Origin of the sequence: Amycolatopsis sp. cmx-8-4 (genome assembly GCF_046548675.1) — a bacterium.
Lineage (GTDB): Bacteria > Actinomycetota > Actinomycetes > Mycobacteriales > Pseudonocardiaceae > Amycolatopsis.
Genome location: NZ_JAEBDZ010000005.1, coordinates 410,480 through 428,226 on the forward strand (window position 1 = coordinate 410,480; position 17,747 = coordinate 428,226).

At 71.6% G+C, this 17,747-nt stretch carries 18 protein-coding genes; 8 read left to right on the forward strand and 10 right to left on the reverse strand.

Translation table 11 applies throughout. The features are described 5' to 3' along the window. Positions 1-8: 8 nt before the first annotated feature. From ACLJQZ_RS13520 to ACLJQZ_RS13535, 4 genes are read right to left on the reverse strand one after another with little or no spacing between them, the layout of a single operon-like run. A complete protein-coding gene (locus ACLJQZ_RS13520) occupies positions 9-1,052 on the reverse strand; it encodes an NAD(P)H-dependent flavin oxidoreductase (protein ID WP_410620344.1) in 1,044 nt (347 codons plus the stop codon). Continuing rightward, complete coding sequence (locus ACLJQZ_RS13525; protein ID WP_410620345.1) at positions 1,049-1,771, reverse strand: CoA-transferase subunit beta; 723 nt, start codon at positions 1,769-1,771, stop codon at positions 1,049-1,051. Before ACLJQZ_RS13525 ends, ACLJQZ_RS13520 begins: the two co-directional genes overlap by 4 nt. Further along, entirely contained in the window at positions 1,768-2,631 is an 864-nt protein-coding gene (locus ACLJQZ_RS13530; RefSeq protein ID WP_410620346.1) for a CoA transferase subunit A, read from the reverse strand. The genes ACLJQZ_RS13525 and ACLJQZ_RS13530 overlap by 4 nt, the downstream gene beginning before the upstream one ends. Beyond that, on the reverse strand, positions 2,628-3,377 hold the full coding sequence (locus tag ACLJQZ_RS13535; protein ID WP_410620347.1) for an enoyl-CoA hydratase family protein: 750 nt from the start codon (positions 3,375-3,377) through the stop codon (positions 2,628-2,630). Before ACLJQZ_RS13535 ends, ACLJQZ_RS13530 begins: the two co-directional genes overlap by 4 nt. A gap of 77 nt (positions 3,378-3,454) precedes the next feature. On the opposite strand from ACLJQZ_RS13535, the gene ACLJQZ_RS13540 reads away from it, so the two are divergent. From ACLJQZ_RS13540 to ACLJQZ_RS13550, 3 genes are read left to right on the forward strand one after another with little or no spacing between them, the layout of a single operon-like run. Further along, a complete protein-coding gene (locus tag ACLJQZ_RS13540; RefSeq protein ID WP_410620348.1) occupies positions 3,455-4,198 on the forward strand; it encodes an SDR family oxidoreductase in 744 nt (247 codons plus the stop codon). Then, entirely contained in the window at positions 4,195-5,094 is a 900-nt protein-coding gene (locus ACLJQZ_RS13545; RefSeq protein WP_410620349.1) for an SDR family oxidoreductase, read from the forward strand. The genes ACLJQZ_RS13540 and ACLJQZ_RS13545 overlap by 4 nt, the downstream gene beginning before the upstream one ends. 31 nt (positions 5,095-5,125) lie before the next feature. After that, complete coding sequence (locus ACLJQZ_RS13550; protein ID WP_410620350.1) at positions 5,126-5,509, forward strand: RidA family protein; 384 nt, start codon at positions 5,126-5,128, stop codon at positions 5,507-5,509. On the opposite strand, the gene asnB is transcribed toward ACLJQZ_RS13550, so the two are convergent. Then, positions 5,506-7,290: an asparagine synthase (glutamine-hydrolyzing) gene (asnB, locus tag ACLJQZ_RS13555; protein ID WP_410620351.1), complete on the reverse strand. Its 1,785-nt coding sequence runs from the start codon at positions 7,288-7,290 to the stop codon at positions 5,506-5,508. The two genes, ACLJQZ_RS13550 and asnB, sit on opposite strands and share 4 nt — an antisense overlap. A 149-nt stretch (positions 7,291-7,439) precedes the next feature. Between asnB and ACLJQZ_RS13560 the strand changes: the two genes are divergently transcribed. After that, positions 7,440-8,705 (forward strand): polyketide synthase, encoded by a 1,266-nt coding sequence (locus ACLJQZ_RS13560; RefSeq protein WP_410620352.1) that lies wholly within the window; start codon positions 7,440-7,442, stop codon positions 8,703-8,705. Positions 8,706-8,738: 33 nt separating this feature from the next. Then, the gene (locus ACLJQZ_RS13565) at positions 8,739-9,215 is read left to right on the forward strand and encodes a pyridoxamine 5'-phosphate oxidase family protein (protein WP_410620353.1); all 477 of its coding nucleotides are present in this window, start codon (positions 8,739-8,741) and stop codon (positions 9,213-9,215) included. Between the two features lie 503 nt (positions 9,216-9,718). Here ACLJQZ_RS13565 and ACLJQZ_RS13570 read toward each other — a convergent pair. Further along, positions 9,719-10,876: a steroid 3-ketoacyl-CoA thiolase gene (locus ACLJQZ_RS13570; protein ID WP_410620354.1), complete on the reverse strand. Its 1,158-nt coding sequence runs from the start codon at positions 10,874-10,876 to the stop codon at positions 9,719-9,721. Between the two features lie 245 nt (positions 10,877-11,121). Here ACLJQZ_RS13570 and ACLJQZ_RS13575 point away from each other — a divergent pair, with 245 nt between their 5' ends. After that, a complete protein-coding gene (locus tag ACLJQZ_RS13575; protein WP_410620355.1) occupies positions 11,122-12,348 on the forward strand; it encodes a cytochrome P450 in 1,227 nt (408 codons plus the stop codon). On the opposite strand, the gene ACLJQZ_RS13580 is transcribed toward ACLJQZ_RS13575, so the two are convergent. Then, positions 12,339-12,902, reverse strand: a complete 564-nt coding sequence (locus tag ACLJQZ_RS13580; protein WP_410620356.1) for a dienelactone hydrolase family protein — start codon at positions 12,900-12,902, stop codon at positions 12,339-12,341. The genes ACLJQZ_RS13575 and ACLJQZ_RS13580 overlap by 10 nt on opposite strands. A 41-nt stretch (positions 12,903-12,943) precedes the next feature. Between ACLJQZ_RS13580 and ACLJQZ_RS13585 the strand changes: the two genes are divergently transcribed. Both ACLJQZ_RS13585 and ACLJQZ_RS13590 read left to right on the forward strand, forming a co-directional pair. Further along, positions 12,944-13,735, forward strand: coding sequence for a transglutaminase-like domain-containing protein (locus tag ACLJQZ_RS13585; RefSeq protein WP_410620357.1), 792 nt, complete (start codon positions 12,944-12,946; stop codon positions 13,733-13,735). 113 nt (positions 13,736-13,848) lie between these two features. Then, the gene (locus tag ACLJQZ_RS13590) at positions 13,849-14,868 is read left to right on the forward strand and encodes a YhjD/YihY/BrkB family envelope integrity protein (RefSeq protein WP_410620358.1); all 1,020 of its coding nucleotides are present in this window, start codon (positions 13,849-13,851) and stop codon (positions 14,866-14,868) included. A 30-nt stretch (positions 14,869-14,898) separates the two neighbouring features. Here the strand turns inward: ACLJQZ_RS13590 and ACLJQZ_RS13595 are convergent, their stop codons facing one another. From ACLJQZ_RS13595 to ACLJQZ_RS13605, 3 genes are read right to left on the reverse strand one after another with little or no spacing between them, the layout of a single operon-like run. Next, complete coding sequence (locus ACLJQZ_RS13595) at positions 14,899-15,555, reverse strand: TetR/AcrR family transcriptional regulator (RefSeq protein ID WP_410620359.1); 657 nt, start codon at positions 15,553-15,555, stop codon at positions 14,899-14,901. Between the two features lie 15 nt (positions 15,556-15,570). Next, the gene (locus ACLJQZ_RS13600) at positions 15,571-16,734 is read right to left on the reverse strand and encodes a thiolase domain-containing protein (RefSeq protein WP_410620360.1); all 1,164 of its coding nucleotides are present in this window, start codon (positions 16,732-16,734) and stop codon (positions 15,571-15,573) included. Then, positions 16,731-17,744, reverse strand: coding sequence for a thiolase domain-containing protein (locus tag ACLJQZ_RS13605; protein ID WP_410620361.1), 1,014 nt, complete (start codon positions 17,742-17,744; stop codon positions 16,731-16,733). Before ACLJQZ_RS13605 ends, ACLJQZ_RS13600 begins: the two co-directional genes overlap by 4 nt. Between the last annotated feature and the right edge of the window lie 3 nt (positions 17,745-17,747).

The window sequence follows — 17,747 nt, forward strand, 5'->3', positions numbered from 1 at the left end:
CCGGAAAGTCAAGCACACAGCCCGCGCAGGATTCCTTCGGCGTCGCCCACGATCCGTTCGATCAGGTCACCCACCCGGGGGAGATCCGCGAGCAGCCCGACGACCTGCCCGGACGCCAGCACGCCGGCTCCGAGGTCGCCGTCGACGAGCCCCGCGCGCAGCAGCATCGGCGTGTTCGCGGCCATCAGCACCTGCGCCCACGTCCGCTGCCCGCTTCGCTTCATCCGGACGCCCTCGCGCACCAGCGACGCCCACGAGAGCCCGCTCAGCCGCCGGAATCGGACGGCGTTCGCCGCGGCCCGGCCGAGCCCGCCGAGCGTCCCGGACGCCTCCAGTCCGTCGACCAGCCCCGTTCGCAACACACGGTGAGGGAGGCCATCCACCTTCCGGGTGACGACGGTGCCGTTCAGATCCCGCGCCAGGTAGGCCTGCTTGACGGCGTCCGGCACGGTGCTCTCCCGCGTCAGCAGGAACCGCGTGCCCATGCCGATCCCGGCCGCGCCGTACGCCAGCGCCGCGGCCAGCCCGCGGCCGTCGAAGAACCCGCCCGCCGCGACCACCGGGATGTCGACGGCGTCCAGCACCGAAGGCAGCAGCAGCGTCGTGGCTACCCCACCGGTGTGCCCGCCGCCCTCGCCGCCCTGGACGACGACGGCGTCCGCGCCCCAAGACGCCACCTTCTCGGCGTGCCGCGCCGCGCCCACCGACGGCACGACGACGACGCCGTGGTCCTTCAGCTTCGCGATCATGTCCTTCTTGGGCGCCAAGGCGAACGACGCGACCCGCACGTTCTCGCGGATCAGCAGGTCGACGCGGCGGCCGGCGTCGTCGGCGTCCGCGCGCAGGTTGACCCCGAACGGCGCGGACGTCCGGCTCTTCACCTCCTTGACGGCGGCTTCCAGCTCGTCGAACGTCATCGTCGCGGAGCCGAGGATGCCGAGCCCGCCGCCCTCGGCGGTCGCCGACACCAGCCGCGGCCCGGCCACCCAGCCCATCCCGGTCTGGACGACCGGGTGCCGGACGCCGGCCAGCTCGGTCAGCCGCGTCTTCATTCGGGGACTTCCTTCTCCCGCAACGACTTCGGGTCCAGCCGAGCGATCAGCTCCAGCTCCTCGCCGGTCGGCTCCCTCGACACCGCGACGCCGTCGGTGACCAGCGGGAACCCGGTCGCCGCGACGACCTCCTCGACCGTGACGCCGGGGTGCGTCGACACGAGCCGCGCCGCGTGGTCCGGCCCGCCGAAGTCCAGCACGCCGAGGTTCGTCACCACGCGGTGGACGTCGTGGTAGCGCAACCCCGCCGCCTGTGCCCGGGCGTAACCGACGCCGGACACGACATCGACGTCTTCGACGAACACCCGGGTGCTGTGCCGCGGCACCCAGTAGCTGGTGCGGTGGTTGGCCGTGTTGCCCGGCCCGCCGCGCACGCCGAGCAGCTGCTTCTTCGGCTTCTCGTGGTCGCCGATGGCGGAGATGTTCTGGTTGCCGTGCCGGTCGACCTGGTTGGCGCCCATCACGACGTGCCGCTTCCCGTGCGGCACCACGGTGTCCAGGACCTTCCGGAACGGCTGCCAGCCCTCGATCACCGGCTCGCCGACGGGGCTTTCGAGCAGGTACGCCTCGCCGTCCGACAGCAGCAGGTCGGGCTCGAACGTCAGCCGCGCGAGCCGCGCGCCGAGCGCCGGGACGTAGCCCATCGGGCTGATCAGGATCTCGCCGTCGCCGCGGAACAGCTCCGCGCACGCGACGACCGTGACGTCCGCGCGCGTCATGCCGCCTCCTCCGCGAACCGCGTGACGGCCCGCTGGTAGTCCGTCTCGTCGCCGGCCAGGAACCGGTCCGCGAACGCCGGCCAGGCGTCCGGGTCCTTCGCCGCCGCCGCGTAGTGCCGCTGGAACCGTTCGTCCCGGCCGTAATCCGGTGCGGCGGACGTGAAGTGCGCGCCGCGTGGGGTTTCGACGACGCCGTGCACGCTGGCACGGTTGAGCAGCAGGCTCTGTACGGGCGCCGTCGCCGTCAACTCGCTGGTGGGGATGACTTTTTCCGTTGACACGTAACACTTGTCGGCGGCGAGGGCGAACAGTTCGTCGAAGTACGGGTCCGGGCCGAGGTACTGGGCGTTGCCGCGGGCGTCCGCGCGGTTGAGGTGCACGAGCGCCGCGTCGAGCCGCAGCGCGGGCACGGCCAGCAGCTCCTCACCGTCCTCATAAGGTGAGCGGACGGTTTTCAGCGACGGCGAGAACGTCATGACGTCGGAGCCGAGCCCGGCGCGCGTCGGCAGGAACGGGAGCCGTTGCGCCGCCGCGGAAAGCCCGGTGCCGAGAACACCCTCGTCGTACTCGGTGACCTCGATCGACCCGGCTTCGCGCACCCGGTTGAACCACGGGTCGAACGGCACCGAATCGAGCGTCACGAACCCGAACACCAGCCGCCGGATCTTGCCCGCCGAAGCCAGCAGCCCGACGTCCGGGCCGCCGTACGAGATGACCGTGAGGTCCTTCAACGGCGACCGCAGGATGGCCCGGATCAGCGCCATCGGCTTGCGCCGCGAACCCCAGCCGCCGATGCCGAGCGTCATGCCGTCGCGCAGTTCGCCGACGACGTCGTCGACGCTCATCCGCTTATCGCTCAAGGCTTTCCCTTCTGCAAGAACTCCTGACGCGCCCCGTCCGAGACCCCGGCGAGGTTGAGCTGGAACGTGAACCCCTGCTCGAACCGGTAGCTGCGGTGCACGGGCTGGACGTCGATGCCGTTGATGGCCTGCTTCGCCGCGCGGATCACCCGCGTGTCCTTCGCGGCGATCTGCCGGGCGACGCCGAGCGCGGTTTCGTCGAGTTCTTCGCGCGGCACGACCGCGTACACCGAACCGTGGTGGTGCAGCTGCTGCGCGCTGATCTTCGACGCCGTGTAGTACAAGGCGCGCATGAGGTGCTGCGGCACGAGCCGCGCCAGGTGCGTCGCCGCGCCGAGTACGCCGCGGTCCACTTCGGGCAGCCCGAATTCGGCGTCGTCGGCCGCAATGACAACGTCCGCGTTGCCGACCAGCCCGACGCCGCCGCCGAGGCAGAACCCTTGCACCGCAACGATCACCGGCACGAGGCAGTCGTACACCGCCGAGAACGCCGCCGCGCAGCCCTCGTTCGCGCCGATCAGCGCGTCGTACCCCGGGTCGCGCTGGATCTCCTTGATGTCGACGCCCGCGTTGAACCCGCGGCCCTCCGCGCGCAGCACGACGACGTGCACGGCCGGGTCACGGCCCGCCTTCTCGATCGCCTCGGCGAGGTCGAACCAGCCGCGCACGGTCAGCGCGTTCACCGGGGGAGCGGCCACGGTGACCACGGCGATCCCGGGCTCCGGGGTGTGCGTCGAAACCGTCATCGGCACCCTCTCGCGGTTAACAACCTAGCACTTGCTTGGTACGTTAGCATCGGGACGACGAAAGCGGGAGGTCGCCGGTGGCTTTGGAACTTGCCTTGGACGGTGCGGTCGTCCTGGTGACCGGTGGCGTCCGCGGGGTCGGCCTCGGCATCTCACACGCCTTCGAGCAGGCGGGTGCGCGGGTCGTGACCTGCGCGCGGCGCACGCCGGAGTCGTCGCCGGGGGAGGCGTTCTTCCCTTGTGACATCCGGGATCCGGACGCCGTCGACGCCCTGGTCGCGGAGATCGTGGCGCGCTTCGGGCGGCTGGACGTCCTGGTGAACAACGCGGGCGGCGCGCCGTTCGCGGACACGTCGACGGCGTCGCCGCGCTTCCACGAGAAGGTCGTCGGGCTGAATCTCCTGGCGCCGCTGATCGTCTCGCGCGCCGCGAACGCCGTGATGCAGCACCAGGACCGGGGCGGCTCGATCGTCAACATCAGCAGCGTGAGCGCGCTGCGGCCGTCGCCGGGGACCGCGTCCTACGGCGCGGCGAAGGCGGGGCTCGACAACCTGACCAGCACCCTCGCCGTCGAATGGGCGCCGAAGGTGCGGGTCAACGCGCTCGACGTCGGCATGGTGCGCACGGACGACGGGTACGGCGACCCCGCGGCGCTCGGCGCGACCGTGCCGCTCGGCCGGCTCGCCGAACCGGCGGAAGTCGGCGCGTGCGCGGTGTTCCTGGCTTCACCGCTGGCGTCCTACGTCAGCGGCGCGCGGCTCGTGGTGCACGGCGGCGGCGAGCGTCCGGCATTTCTCGACGCGATGGAGGAGAAGGAATGAAGCTGGTCGAAGGACGCGTCGTGGTCGTCACCGGCGCCGGGCGCGGGATCGGCCGCGCGCACGCGCTCGCGTTCGCCGCCGAGGGCGCGCGAGTGGTCGTCAACGACCTGGGCGCGGCGCTGGACGGCCGCGGCGGCGAGGCGGGGCCGGCACAGGAAGTCGTCGACGAGATCCGCGCGGCGGGCGGGGAAGCGGTGGCGAGCACCGACGACGTCGCTTCGTGGGAGGGCGCGGCTTCGCTGATCCGGGCGGCTTTGGATGCCTTCGGCGGCCTCGACGTCCTGGTCAACAACGCGGGCTTCCTGCGTGACCGGATGCTGGTCAACCTGGCCGAGGACGAGTGGGACGCGGTCGTCCGCGTGCACCTCAAAGGCCATTTCGCGCCCCTGCGGCACGCGGCGGAGTACTGGCGCGCCGAGGCGAAGGCGGGCCGCACGCGGGTCGCGCGGGTGATCAACACGAGCTCCGGAGCGGGGCTGCTCGGCAGCGTCGGTCAGGGCAACTACTCGGCGGCGAAGGCGGGCATCCTCGGGCTGACCACGGTCGCGGCCGCGGAGTTCGGCCGCTACGGCGTCACGGTCAACGCGATCGCCCCGGCCGCCCGCACCCGGATGACCGAGACGACGTTCGACATGGCCGCCCCCGACGACGGCTTCGACGCGATGGCCCCGGAGAACGTGTCCCCGCTGGTGGTCTGGCTGGGCAGCCTGGAATCTTCGGGGGTGACGGGCCGGGTCTTCGAGGTGGACGGCGGCCGCGTCGGCCTCGCGGACGGCTGGCGCCACGGCCCGCAACGCGACAAGGGCGCGCGCTGGGCCCCGGTGGAGCTGGGCCCGGTGGTGGCCGAGCTGCTGGCGGAGTCGGCGGACCCGGAACCGGTCTACGGCGCCGGATAATTCGGTTGGCGCGGGCCGCTAACGTGCGCGTATGGCGCGTCAAACCATTCTCAGCGGCTCCACCTTCGAAGAGCAGATCGGCTACGCCCGCGCGGTCGTCGACGGCGGCCGCGTGTACGTCTCCGGCACCACCGGCTTCGACTACTCGACCATGACGATCTCCGACGACGTCGTCGAGCAGGCCGCGCAGTGCCTCCGCAACATCGAAGCGGCGCTGATCGAGGCCGGCTGCACCCTCGCCGACGTCGTCCGGGTGCGCTACCTGCTGCCGTCGCGGGCGGACTTCGAGCCGTGCTGGCCGGTGCTGCGCAAGGCGTTCGCCGAGGTCCGCCCGGCCGCGACGATGCTGGAGGCCGGCCTGGCCGACCCGCGCATGAAGATCGAGATCGAGGTCGACGCGCACCTGCCCGGTTAGCGCGTGAGCCAGAGGTCCAGGTTGAGCGCGAAGTCGATGCCCGCACGCGTCGCCCGGTCGGTCTCCGGGCGTGCCAGGCGCTCGCTCAGCCGCGCCGGGTCGAGGTAGGTCCACGCGGGCGCGTTCGGCGTGGCCAGCAGATCCGCGGCCTGCTCGCGGATCGCGACGTCGTAGGTGGGATCGTGCGTCGCCGGGTAGGGCGCCTTGACCCGCTCGGTGACGCTGCGCGGGAGCAGGTCGGCCACCGCGGCTCGCAGCAGCGACTTCTCCCGGCCGTCGAAAGTGTGGTGCGACCACGGCGTGTTGAAGGCGTACTCGACGAGCCGGTGGTCGCAGAACGGCACCCGGACCTCCAGGCCGACGGCCATGCTGAGCCGGTCCTTGCGGTCGAGCAGGTCCGGCAGCCAGCGGGTCAGGTGCAGGTGGACGACCTCGCGCATCCGGCGCCGCTCGGCCGTTTCCCCCGGCAGCACCGGAACTTCGGCGAGCGCCTGCCGGTAGTGCGTCTCGCGATGGGCGCCGATGGCGAGTTCCGCGGCGACGTCGTCGCGCAGCAGCGCGAGGTACGTCCCGCTCCGGCCGGCGAAGTAGCGCCACGGGTAGCCGTCGGCGAGCGGCTGGTGGAACCACGGGTAGCCGCCGAAGACCTCGTCGGCGCTCTCGCCGGACAGCGCCACCGTCGAATGCTCGCGGACCGCCTTGAACAGCAGGAAGAGCGACGTGTCCATGTCTCCGGTCGCGGGCGCGTCCCGCGCGTGGACGACGGCCCGGCGCACCGCCGGATCGGCCAGTGCCGCCGACCCGAGCACCAGGTCACGGTGGTCGAGCCCGCAGTGCGCGACGACGTCCCGGACGTAGGGCGCGTCCGGGGTGGCGCGCAGCGCGTCGGGTACGAACTCGCCGGCGAAACCGACGGAGAACGTGCGCAGCGGCGCGGTCGTGAACCGCCGGCCGAGCGCGGCGAGCGCGCTCGAGTCGAGCCCGCCCGACAGCAGCGCGCCGAGCGGGACGTCGGCCCGGACGTGCCGTTCGGTGATGTCTTCGAGGAGTTCGCGGATCCGGTCGACGGTCGTGGCGAGGTCGTCTTCGTGCGGCTGCGCGTCCAGCGACCAGTACCGGCGCTCGCGGACGCCGTCGGCGTCGACCAGCAGCATCGTGCCCGGCCGGACCTCGTGGACGCCCTGGTGGAGCGTCATCCCAGGGGTGCGGACCGAGGCCAGGAAGTCGCGCAGGCCGTCTTCGTCGACGGCCGGGGCGAGCAGGCCGGACGCGAACAGCGCCTTGGGTTCGGAGGCGAACAGGACGCCGTCGCCGTGCCGCGCGTAGCAGAGCGGCTTGACGCCGAGCCGGTCGCGGACCAGCAACAACCGGCGGTGCGGCGCGTCCCAGACGGCGAAGGCGAACATGCCGTTGAGCCGTCGCGGGGCGTCGGTGCCCCACTCCAGGCAGGCGTGCAGCACGACCTCCGTGTCGGTGTGCGTGCGGAACTTGTGCCCCAGCAGCTCCAGCTCGACGCGCAGCTCGCGGTGGTTGAACACCTCGCCGCTGTAGGACAGGACGGTCGTGGCCTCGTCCTGGTCGTCGTAGGCCACCATCGGCTGCCGGCCGTTCGCGGGGTCGAGGACGGCGAGCCGGCGGTGCCCGAACGCGACGTGCGCGGCCGCCCAGACGCCGGAGTCGTCCGGCCCGCGGGCGGCGAGGGTCTCGGTCATCCGGTGCACGGTCATGCCGCCGTCCGGGAGCGGGCAGCTGGGGTCGGCCCAGCCCGCGATGCCACACATAACGGGGATTCCTCCGGGGAAGGGGAGATCGCCGAGGCGATCACCCGGGCGGCCTGAATGATCACATAGGGTGTGCGCGGCCGCGGGAACCCGCGCTGCCACGGACGGGTGAATTTGCCGTCCACAGTGGACATCCCGACAGGAGAACGATGAACGAGCCGATCGCGATCGTCGGCATGGGCTGCCGGTTCCCCGGCGCGGCCGGCCCGGACGCGCTCTGGGAGCTGCTCGACACGCGCGGGGACGCGGTCGTCGGCGCCGCACCGGCCGCCCGGTTCGACGCGGCGGAGCTGTACGACCCGGTGCCCCGCCGCCGCGGCCGGCTCGTCAGCCTGGCCGGCGGTTTCCTCGGCTCCGAAGAGTTCGACCCGAGGTTCTTCGGCGTGAGCGAACGGGAAGCGGCGGTGCTCGACCCGCAGCACCGCGTCCTCCTGACGACCACGCGCGACGCGCTGGCCGACGCCGGGCTCGACGGCATCGAGGGCCGCGAGATCGGCGTCTTCATGGGGCAGAGCACCGGCGAGCACTGGGACGGCCGGCAGGGGACGGCCGACATGTACGCGATCGCGGGCGCGGCGGCGCGGAGCATGGCGTCCGGGCGGATCAGCTACGCCTGGGACCTGCGCGGCCCGTGCGCCACGGTCGACGCGGCGTGTTCGTCGGGCACCCTGGCCGTGCACCTCGCGTGCCAGAGCCTGCGCACGGGGGAGTGCGACACGGCGGTGGCGGGCGGCGTCAGCCTGGTCCTGGGCACCGACCACACGCTCGGCTACTCGGCGGCGGGGATGCTGTCGCCGACCGGACGCTGCCGTTTCGGCGACGAGGACGCGGACGGTTTCGTCCGCAGCGACGGCGCGGGCGTCGTCGTCCTCAAGCGCCTGGGCCAGGCCTTGGCCGACGGCGACCGCGTCCACGCGCTGATCCTGGGCAGCGCGCAGGCGAGCAAGGGCCGGACGGCCAAGGCGATCATCGCCCCTTCCATCGAGGGCTACCTGCAGGTGATCACCCGAGCGTGCGCGCAGGCCGGGATCGCGCCCGCGGAGCTCGGTTACGTGGAAGCACACGGCAACGCGGCCCCGGCGGGCGACGTCATCGAGCTGCGGGCGATCAGCGAGGCGATCGGCGCCGGGCGGCCGCCGGGACAGCCGTGCCTGGTGGGTTCGGTGAAGTCGAACATCGGCCACCCGGAGGCGGCGGGCGGCTTGGCGGGCTTGATCAAGACGGCGATGGTGGTCCGCGAACGGCGGATTCCGGCGACCCTGCACTGCCCGCGTCCGACATCGGCGGTCGACTGGGCCGGTCTCGCACTCGCGTCGTCACCAGCCGAATGGCCGCACCCGGGGCGGGCGTTGGCCGGGGTCAGCACCTACGGGCTGTCCGGGACGTTCGTTCACCTGGTCGTGGGCGGGCTCTGAAAACTGTCGGTGGTGGGTGGGACGCTGCTGGGCATGACGAGTTGGCAGGAGTTCTCGGCGCAGTCACCTTCGCTGGCTTCGCGGGTGCACGCGCGGTTCACGGCGGAGAAGTCGCACGTACTGGCGACATTGCGGCGCGACGGTGCGCCACGGGTGAGCGGCTCCGAGGTGGACTTCCGCGGCGCGGAGGCCTACATCGGGTCGATGCTGGACGCGCTGAAGGCCCGCGACCTGCGCCGCGACAACCGGTTCGCGATCCACGCCTTCCCGGGCATGGAAGAGGGCGGCGACGCGAAGCTGGCGGGCGTGGTGGCGGAGCTGACGGACACAGCGGAGATCGCGGCGCTGCAGGGGAACGACGAGCCGTGCCACCTGTTCCGGCTGGACCTCAGGGAGGTCGTGCTGACCTGGGTGGCCGAGGACACGCTCTTCGTGGAGAGCTGGAAGGAGGGGCGGGGAACGGTGAAGTTCGCCAGGCCGGGCAACGGTCCCGCAGAGGTGGTGGAGTAACGGAGGACGGGTACCGTGGAGGAATGCGTTTGGCGGCAAGGCAAAGCTGAGCCAACGACGGCGTGCGGCTGGTGCGAGCTGGAGCGGCGTCGGTGAGCTGAGTTGGCCCTTCCGGTCGCTGTGGTGGCCGTTCCCGCTGGTGTGTTGGCTACTCCGGCCGGTGTGTTGGCCGTTGTGGTCGGGTGCGAACGGACTCGGCGACAACCATCGGCCCGGCCGTCGTCGGCTGAGCAGCCGGGCGGTCACTTCGGCCGCGCGGACATCGCCGACTCGGTAACCGAAGCGGCCAGCTTGGCGACTGGAGTGGCCAACCCGGTGACCGGAGCGGCCAACACGGTGACCGGAGCGGCCAACTCCGCCCGCGACGGCCAACACGCCGACGGGAGTGGCCAACACGCCGACGGGAGTGGCCAACACGCCGACGGGAGTGGCCAACACGCTGGCGGGAGCAGTCGGCACGCCGGCCGGAGCGGTCGACACGGTGGCGGGCTGGGGACCGCGGGTCAGAGGCGTTCGATGATCGTCGCCGTGGCCAAGGCGCCGCCGGCGCACATCGTCACCAGTGCCGTCGACGCGTCGCGGCGCTCCAGCTCGTGCAGCGCCGTCGTCAGGAGGCGCGCTCCCGTGCTGCCCACCGGGTGGCCCAGGGCGATCGCGCCGCCGTTGACGTTGACTCGCGATTCGTCCGGCGAGAGCGTCCGCTGCCACGACAGCGGCACCGAGGCGAACGCTTCGTTGACCTCGAACAGGTCCGGGTCGGCGATCGTCATGCCCGCGCGCGTCAGCACCCGCTCCGTCGCGCGGATCGGGCCGTCCAGGTGGTAGTACGGCTCCGCGCCGACCAGTGCCTGCGCGATGATCCGGGCCCGCGGGCGCAGGCCCAGGGCCGAGGCGCGCGTGGAGTCCATCAGCAGCAGGGCGGCCGCGCCGTCGGATATCTGGGACGACGTGCCCGCCGTGTGGATGCCGTCCTCGACCACCGGCTTGAGGCGGGCCAGGCCCTCGGCCGTCGTCTCGCGCAGGCCCTGGTCCCGGGTGATCAGCCGGGTTTCGCCGGTCGGTGCGCCCGAAGCGTCGAGGACCGGGGCCTTCACCGGCGCCACCTCGCGGTCGAAGTGCCCGGCCTCCCACGCGGCCGCCGCTTTCTGCTGGGACGCGGCGCCGTACGCGTCGACGTCGAGGCGCGTCAAGCCTCGGCGCACCGCGATGCGCTCCGCCGCGCCGTACTGGTTCGGGAGGTCGATCGACCACGACGCCGGCCGGGGGGAGCCGCCCGCTCGGTTCGTCCCCAGGGGGACGCGGCTCATCGCCTCGACCCCGCAGGCGACGCCGACGTCGATGGCGTCCGCCGCGATCAGGCCGGCGATCAGGTGCGTGGCCTGCTGCGCGGAGCCGCACTGGGCGTCGATCGTCGTCGCGCCCGCCGTCTCCGGCTGGCCCGCGTGCAGCCACGCGGTGCGCGTGACGTTGCTCGACTGCTCGCCGGCCTGCGTGACGCAGCCGCCGATCAGCTGCTCGACCAGCGCCGGGTCGATCCCGGCGCGGTCCAGCAGGGCCAGCTGCGCGGCCCCCAGCAGCTCGGCCGCGTGCAGGCCGGCCAGCAGGCCGCCCCGCTTGCCGATCGGGGTCCGCACGGCTTCGACGATGACCGGCACGCCCATCTGGTCCCCTTCGTCGGGAAGTTCGTCGGGAAGACTGTTCAGTAGCCCAAAAACTAGAACAAGTTATTGTTCGATGCAAGGCGTCGCAGCGCGGGCGTGATCTCGATCTTGGTCGAGTGAGCGCTCGTTCACCTGGCCTCATCGGTCAAGTTAACAGGTTTCACTGAACGCCCTTCCGCTTGTTAACACCGTATGCTTAAATCCACTTAGAACGTGTTTCACAGTGGCGAACCGTGGGAGGCAACGTGGCCGCTCCGCTCATCCCCGCCGGTTTCGACTTCACGGACCCGGACCTCTACGCCCATCGGCTGCCCCTGGCCGAGTTCGCCGAGCTCCGGCGGACCGCCCCCGTGTGGTGGAACCCCCAGAAGAACAACACCGCGGGCTTCGGTGACGACGGCTATTGGGTCGTCTCGCGGCACGCGGACGTCAAGGAGGTCTCCCGCGACAGCACGCTCTACTCGTCGAGCGAGAAGACCGCGATCATCCGCTTCGACGAGAGCATGACCGAGGACCGCCTCAACGCGAACCGCCTGGTCCTGCTCAACATGGACGCCCCCCAGCACACCAAGCTGCGGCGGATCGTGTCGAAGGGCTTCACCCCGCGCTCGATCGCCAAGCTCGAGGACACGCTGCGGGACCGCGCCGCGAAGATCGTCTTCGAGGCGAAGAAGAAGGGCACCGGCGACTTCGTCACCGACGTCGCCTGCGAGTTGCCGTTGCAGGCGATCGCCGAACTGATCGGCGTCCCGCAGGAGGACCGGCTCAAGATCTTCGACTGGTCCAACCAGATGGTCGCCTACGACGATCCCGAGTACCAGCTCGAGCCCCTCGAGGCGTCGGCCCAGCTCATCGGCTACGCCTGGAACATGGCCGAGGACCGCCGCAAGTGCCCGATGGACGACATCGTCACCAAGCTGATCGAGGCCGACGTCGACGGCGAGGCGCTGGGCTCCGACGAGTTCGGCTTCTTCGTCATCCTGCTCGCGGTGGCCGGCAACGAGACCACGCGCAACGCGATCACGCACGGCATGAAGGCGTTCCTGGACCACCCGGCCCAGTGGGACCTGTTCAAGGACCAGCGCCCGAAGACCGCGCCCGACGAGATCGTCCGCTGGGCCACCCCGGTGGTCGCCTTCCAGCGCACCGCCACCCGCGACACCGAGCTGGGCGGCGCGCAGATCAAGCGGGGCGACCGCGTCGGGATGTTCTACAGCTCCGCCAACTTCGACCCCGAAGTGTTCGACGACGCGGAGAAGTTCGACATCCTGCGGGAGGACAACCCGCACGTCGGGTTCGGCGGCACCGGTTCGCACTACTGCATCGGCGCCAACCTCGCCCGGCTGGAGATCGACCTGATCTTCAACGCCATCGCCGACGTGATGCCGGACATCACCGAAGCGGAACCCCCGGTGCGCCTGCGGTCCAGCTGGCTCAACGGCATCAAGCACTACCCGGTCCGCTACGCCTGAGGCGGCGTCCGGAGGAAGTCGAGCACCCGCTGCCAGGTGCGGGCGGACGCGGCTTCGTCGTGGTCGGGACCCTCGGCGTCGGTGTAGAAGTGGCCGGCGCCGGGGTAGGTGAAGACCTCGGCCGCGGGGTTGACCGCTCGCCAGGCGGCGACCTCGGCCGGCGGTGCGATCGGGTCCGGATCGGCGACGTGCACCTGCACCGGCAGGCCGTCGCGCGCCGACGCCGGAATGGCCCCCAACGCGTGCAGCAGCAGGACTCCCGCGGCGGCGGGACGGTCCGGGAGGACGTCCTGGACCACGCCGCAGCCCATCGACACCCCCAGCAGCACTGTGGCGGGCGGCAGTTCGCGCACCGCGTCGGACGCGCGACCGCTGATCGTCGTCCAGCCGACGTGGTCCATCAGGGCGAAGCCCTCCTCGAGCGTGGGCGCGGTCGAGCCGGCGTAGAGGTCCGGCGTGTAAACCTCGTGCCCGGCCGCCCGCAGCCGTTCGGCCGCGGCGAGCTCGACCGGCCGGAGCCCCAGCACCGAGTGGAAGACCACGATGTTCACCATAGGGTGATGGTCGCACGCGGCCCGGGTGTCATCATGGCGCGATGGCCCCGCGAGCGAGTGTCGACGTCGAGTTCACCATCCGTGTCACCGAACCCGGGCGGGCGGCGATCTCGGTCGCGGCGGCGAACGCCGACACCGAGGACCTGACCGTCTCCTGGGACGGCGGGAGTGAAGCCGTGCTGTTCGAGCACGGTACCCGGGCCGACGTCTTCGACCTGCCGCTCGGGGAGCACCGCGTCACCTACCACGCCGAGCGCGACCTGGCCGCGGCCGAACCCGAGCCCGTCACCCTCTCCGACATCGCCGTGTTCACCCGGCCGAGCCGGTACTGCCCGTCCGATCGGATCGGCGGCCTGGCGACGCCGGAGATGTACGGCCGCCCCGACGCGCGGTCCACTGTGGACGCGATCGTCCGGAACGTCAACGACCGGCTGCTCTACACCGTCGGCGCCACCCGGCCGACCGACGACGCGATCGACACCCTCCTGGCCGGCGAAGGCGTCTGCCGCGACTTCGCGCACGTGTGCGTCACCTTCTGCCGGTTCTTCGACATCCCGGCCCGCTACGTCGGCGTCTACGCGCCCGGGCTGTCACCGATGGACTTCCACGCCGTGTTCGAGGCCGCGATCGACGGCCACTGGTACGTCTTCGACGCCACGCACCTCGCACCGCGCCAGACGATGCTCCGCATCTCCACCGGCCGCGACGCCGCGGACACGTCGTTCCTGGCCACCCTCGGCTGCAGCCTGGACTTCCTGGGCAGCTCGGTGTTCGCGACGACGGACGCCGAGCTGCCCCAGGACGACTGGTCCGAGCTGGTCGCGCTCAGCTGACGCCCCTGGCCGAGGTCACTCTGAGGCCCCCGCACGTCCGGCGAGCGGGTGATGGGGTGTCAAGAGTGCGTGTTGTGTGCGCGAGGAGGCTCCCGGCTGGGTAAACAGTGTCCGTGAAGAGTTCCCCCAAGGCCCCGAGCCCCTGGGCGCGGGCCCGTGCCCGGTACCGGTGGCTGGACCACATCGCCCGCGCGACCAACCGCTACGTCGACAGCGGCGGCTACCACTACGTCGCGTCGATCACCTACTTCAGCCTGCTGTCGCTGGTGCCGCTGCTGATGGTGGCGTCGTCGGTGGCCGGGTTCGTGCTGGCCAGCCAGCCGCACCTGCTCGACACGATGGTGCGCGCGATCGTCAGCACGCTGCCGGGCGGGCTGGGGGACAAGGCCACCGACCTGCTCACCGGCTTCGTCGACCAGCGGACGAGCGTCGGCGCGTTCGGCCTGGTGATCGGCCTCTACTCGGGCTGGAACTGGATGAACGCGCTGCGGGACTCGCTCACCGCGCTGTGGGGGCAGAACCGGTCGGACCAGTCGCTGCCGCGGCTGATCGCCGTCGACCTGCTCGCGTTGCTCGGCCTGACGGCGGCGCTGCTGGTGTCGTTCACGATCACCATCTCCGGCACCGCGCTCGGCGGTTACCTGCTCCGGCTGGCCGGCCTCGACGACACGAGCTGGGGGCACCAGCTCGTCTCCGTGTCTTCGGTGCCGCTCTCGCTGGCGGCGGACTGGCTGGTGTTCCTCTGGGTGCTGACCCGGCTGCCGCGTCAGCCGGTGGGCGTGCGCAGCGCGGTGCGCGGCGCGATCGCCCTGGCCCTCGGCTTCGAGGCGCTCAAGCTGGCCGGTGGCTTCTACCTGCGGCTGATCGGCAGCTCGCCGACCGGGATCGCGTTCGGCTCGGTGATCGGCCTGATCTTCTTCATCTCGCTGATCGCGCGGATGCTCGTCTACGTCACGGCGTGGACGGCCACCGGTTCGGACGCGCCGCCGAAGCCGGTGCAGCCGCCGGCGCCGGTGGAGCTGAAGCCGGTGATCGTGGTGGACCCGCCGGTCGCGGTGCCGGCCGCGGTCGGCGTCGTGACCGGAGTGCTCGGGACGCTGCTCGCGCTCAAGTGGCGACGTTCGAGAGACTGACGGTGCTGTTCGTTCCCCATCCGACCTCAGTCACGGCGGAGACGGGCGGCCCGCGCTGATCGCCTGCGGACCATTTCCGCCTGCTTCCGGCCGGATGGGGAACAGCCGCCCGAGCTGGTGGTCGATCAGCGCGAACACGGCCTCGGGGGTGCGCTGCCCCAGGATGATGCTGGTCTGCAGGCCGTCGACGCTCGAGAGGAGCAGCTCGGCCTCCGGCATCAGGTCGAGGTCCGGCGGCACCTCACCGCGTTGCTGGCCCCAGACCAGCAGATCGGTGGTCAGCCGTTCCAGCTCCGGCGGCGCGGCACTGAACGCCGTCGCGAGGTCGGGGTCGGTCAGCGAGCGGACGAAGTAGGCCAGGTGCACGAGGTAACGCGTGCGGCGCTCGTCGTCCAGCGGAAGCATCCCGACCAGCATCGTGCGCAGGACCTGGCGCGGTGTCGCGTCCGCCGCCGGCCCGACCTCGGCGCGGGTGTGTTCCTCGGCGACCTTGTTGAGGATCTCGAGCGCGCCGAGCAGCAGGTCGTTGCGCGTGCCGAAGTAGTACTGGACGAGCCGCAGCGAGACGCCGGCCTCGGCCGCGACCTTGCGCAGCGACACGTCTTCCAGCCCGCGCGCGCTGGCGATCCGCCAGACGGCTTCGGCGATCTGGCGACGGCGTTGTTCGTGGTCCGCGAGTCTCGGCATGGTGGGTCGAGCGTATCAACGCGGCTTGGCGGCGCCGACCACCCACATCGAGAAGTACTGCGACCCGCCGCCGTAGGCGTGCCCGAGCGCGACGCGCGCGCCGTCCACCTGGTAGTCCCCGGCGCGGCCCATGACCTGCTTCGCGGCTTCGGAGAAGCGAAGCATGCCGGACGCGCCGATCGGGTTGGACGAGAGCACCCCGCCGGACGGGTTGACCGGCAGCCGCCCGCCGATCGCCGTCTCACCCGCTTCGGTGACCTTCCAGCCTTCGCCTTCCGCGGCGAACCCGAGGTTCTCCAGCCACATCGGCTCGAACCACGAGAACGGCACGTAGATCTCGGCGACGTCCACTTCGGACATCGGGTCCGTGATCCTGGCTTCGGCCCACAACGCGGCCGCGGCGTCGCGCCCGGCCTGCGGGTTGACCTGGTCGCGGCCGGCGAACGTGGTGGGCTCGGTGCGCATCGCCGTCGCTTGGATCCAGGCGGCCCCGCCTTCGACGGCGTCCCCGGCGGCCTCGTCGCCGAGCACCATCGCGCACGCGCCGTCCGACGACGGGCACGTCTCGTCGTAGCGGATCGGGTCCCACAGCATCTGCGACGCCTGCACCGACTCGACGGTGATGTCGGCCTGGCGCAGGTGCGCGTACGGGTTCAGTGCGCCGTTGCGGCGGTCCTTCGCCGCGACGATCGCGCCGATGTGCTCGGGCGCGCCGGAGCGGCGGATGTAGGACCGGACGTGCGGCGCGAAGTAGCCGCCCGCGCCGGCGCCGACCGGCATCTGGAACGGTGGCAGGATCGACAGGCCCCACATCGCGTTCGACTCGGATTGCTTCTCGAACGCGACCGTGAGCACCCGGCGGTGCACGCCGGACTGCACGAGCGACGCCGCGACCAGCGCCGTCGACCCGCCGACCGAGCCCGCGGTGTGCACGCGCAGCAACGGTTTCCCGTTCGCGCCGAGCGCGTCGGCGAGGAACAGTTCGGGCATCATGACGCCTTCGAACAGGTCCGGCGCCTTGCCGAGCACGACGGCGTCGATGTCGGCCCACCCGACCTGGGCGTCGATCATCGCGCGGTCGATCGCCTCGCGCAGCAGGCCCGGCATCGAGACGTCGGTGCGCTTGGCGCGGTGGTGCGTCTGGCCGGTGCCGAGCACGGCCGTGAGCTGCTTGGTCATCGTGCCTCCAGCACGGCCAGGAGGTTCTGCTGCAGGGCCGGTCCGCTCGTCGCGTGCGCCACGGCCTTGCGGGACTCTCCACTGTGGATCCGCCGCGCCGCCTCGCCGATGCGGGCGAGGCCGGCGGAGAACATCGGGTTCGCGGCCAGCGCGCCGCCCGAGGGGTTGATGGTCACGTTGTCCTTGAGCCCGAGCGCGGTGCGCAGGATGATCTCCTGGTGCGTGAACGGCGCGTGCAGCTCGGCGAGGTCGACGCCGTCGAGGTCGAGGGCCTTCGCCGCGATCTCGGTCGACGGCGAGCGTGTCAGGTCGCGGGCGCCGAGCACGGGGGAGTCGACGCGGTGCTCGATCCCGGCGATCACCGCGGGGTGCTCGACGATGTCCTTCGCCCGTTTCACTGTGGACAGCACGATCACGGCGGCGCCGTCGGTGATCGGCGCGATGTCGTGGGCGCGCAACGGGTCCGCGACGTACGGCGTGTCCAGCAGCTCGGCGGCGTCGAGGTCACGGTTGCGCGCGGCGACCTCGGCGAGGTCCTTTTCGGACCACAATCCGGCGTCGAGACCCAGCCGGGACTGGATGCCGGCGATGGAGATCGAGTCCGGCCACAGTGGAGTGACGACGTACGGGTCGAGCTGCAGCGCGAGCACCCGGCGCAGCTGCCCGGCGCTGGACTTGCCGAAGCCGTAGACGAGCGCCGTCTCGACCTCGCCCATCCGGATCTTCAGCCAGGCCTCGTAAAGCGCCCAGGCGGCGTCCATCTCGACGTGCGACTCGTGGATCGGCGGGAACGCGCCGATCGCGTCGACCGCGGCGATGAACGAGAACGCGCGCCCGGCCAGGTAGTCCGAGGAGCCGGAGCACCAGAACCCGATGTCCTGCTTGGACAGTCCGGTCTGCGCGAAGACCTCGGCGAAGATGGGGACGAGCATCTCCACGCCGTTGGTGGTGCCCGCGGTCTCGCGGACGTTCGGCGCGTGGGCGAAGCCCGCGATCGCGACGTCTGGCATCAG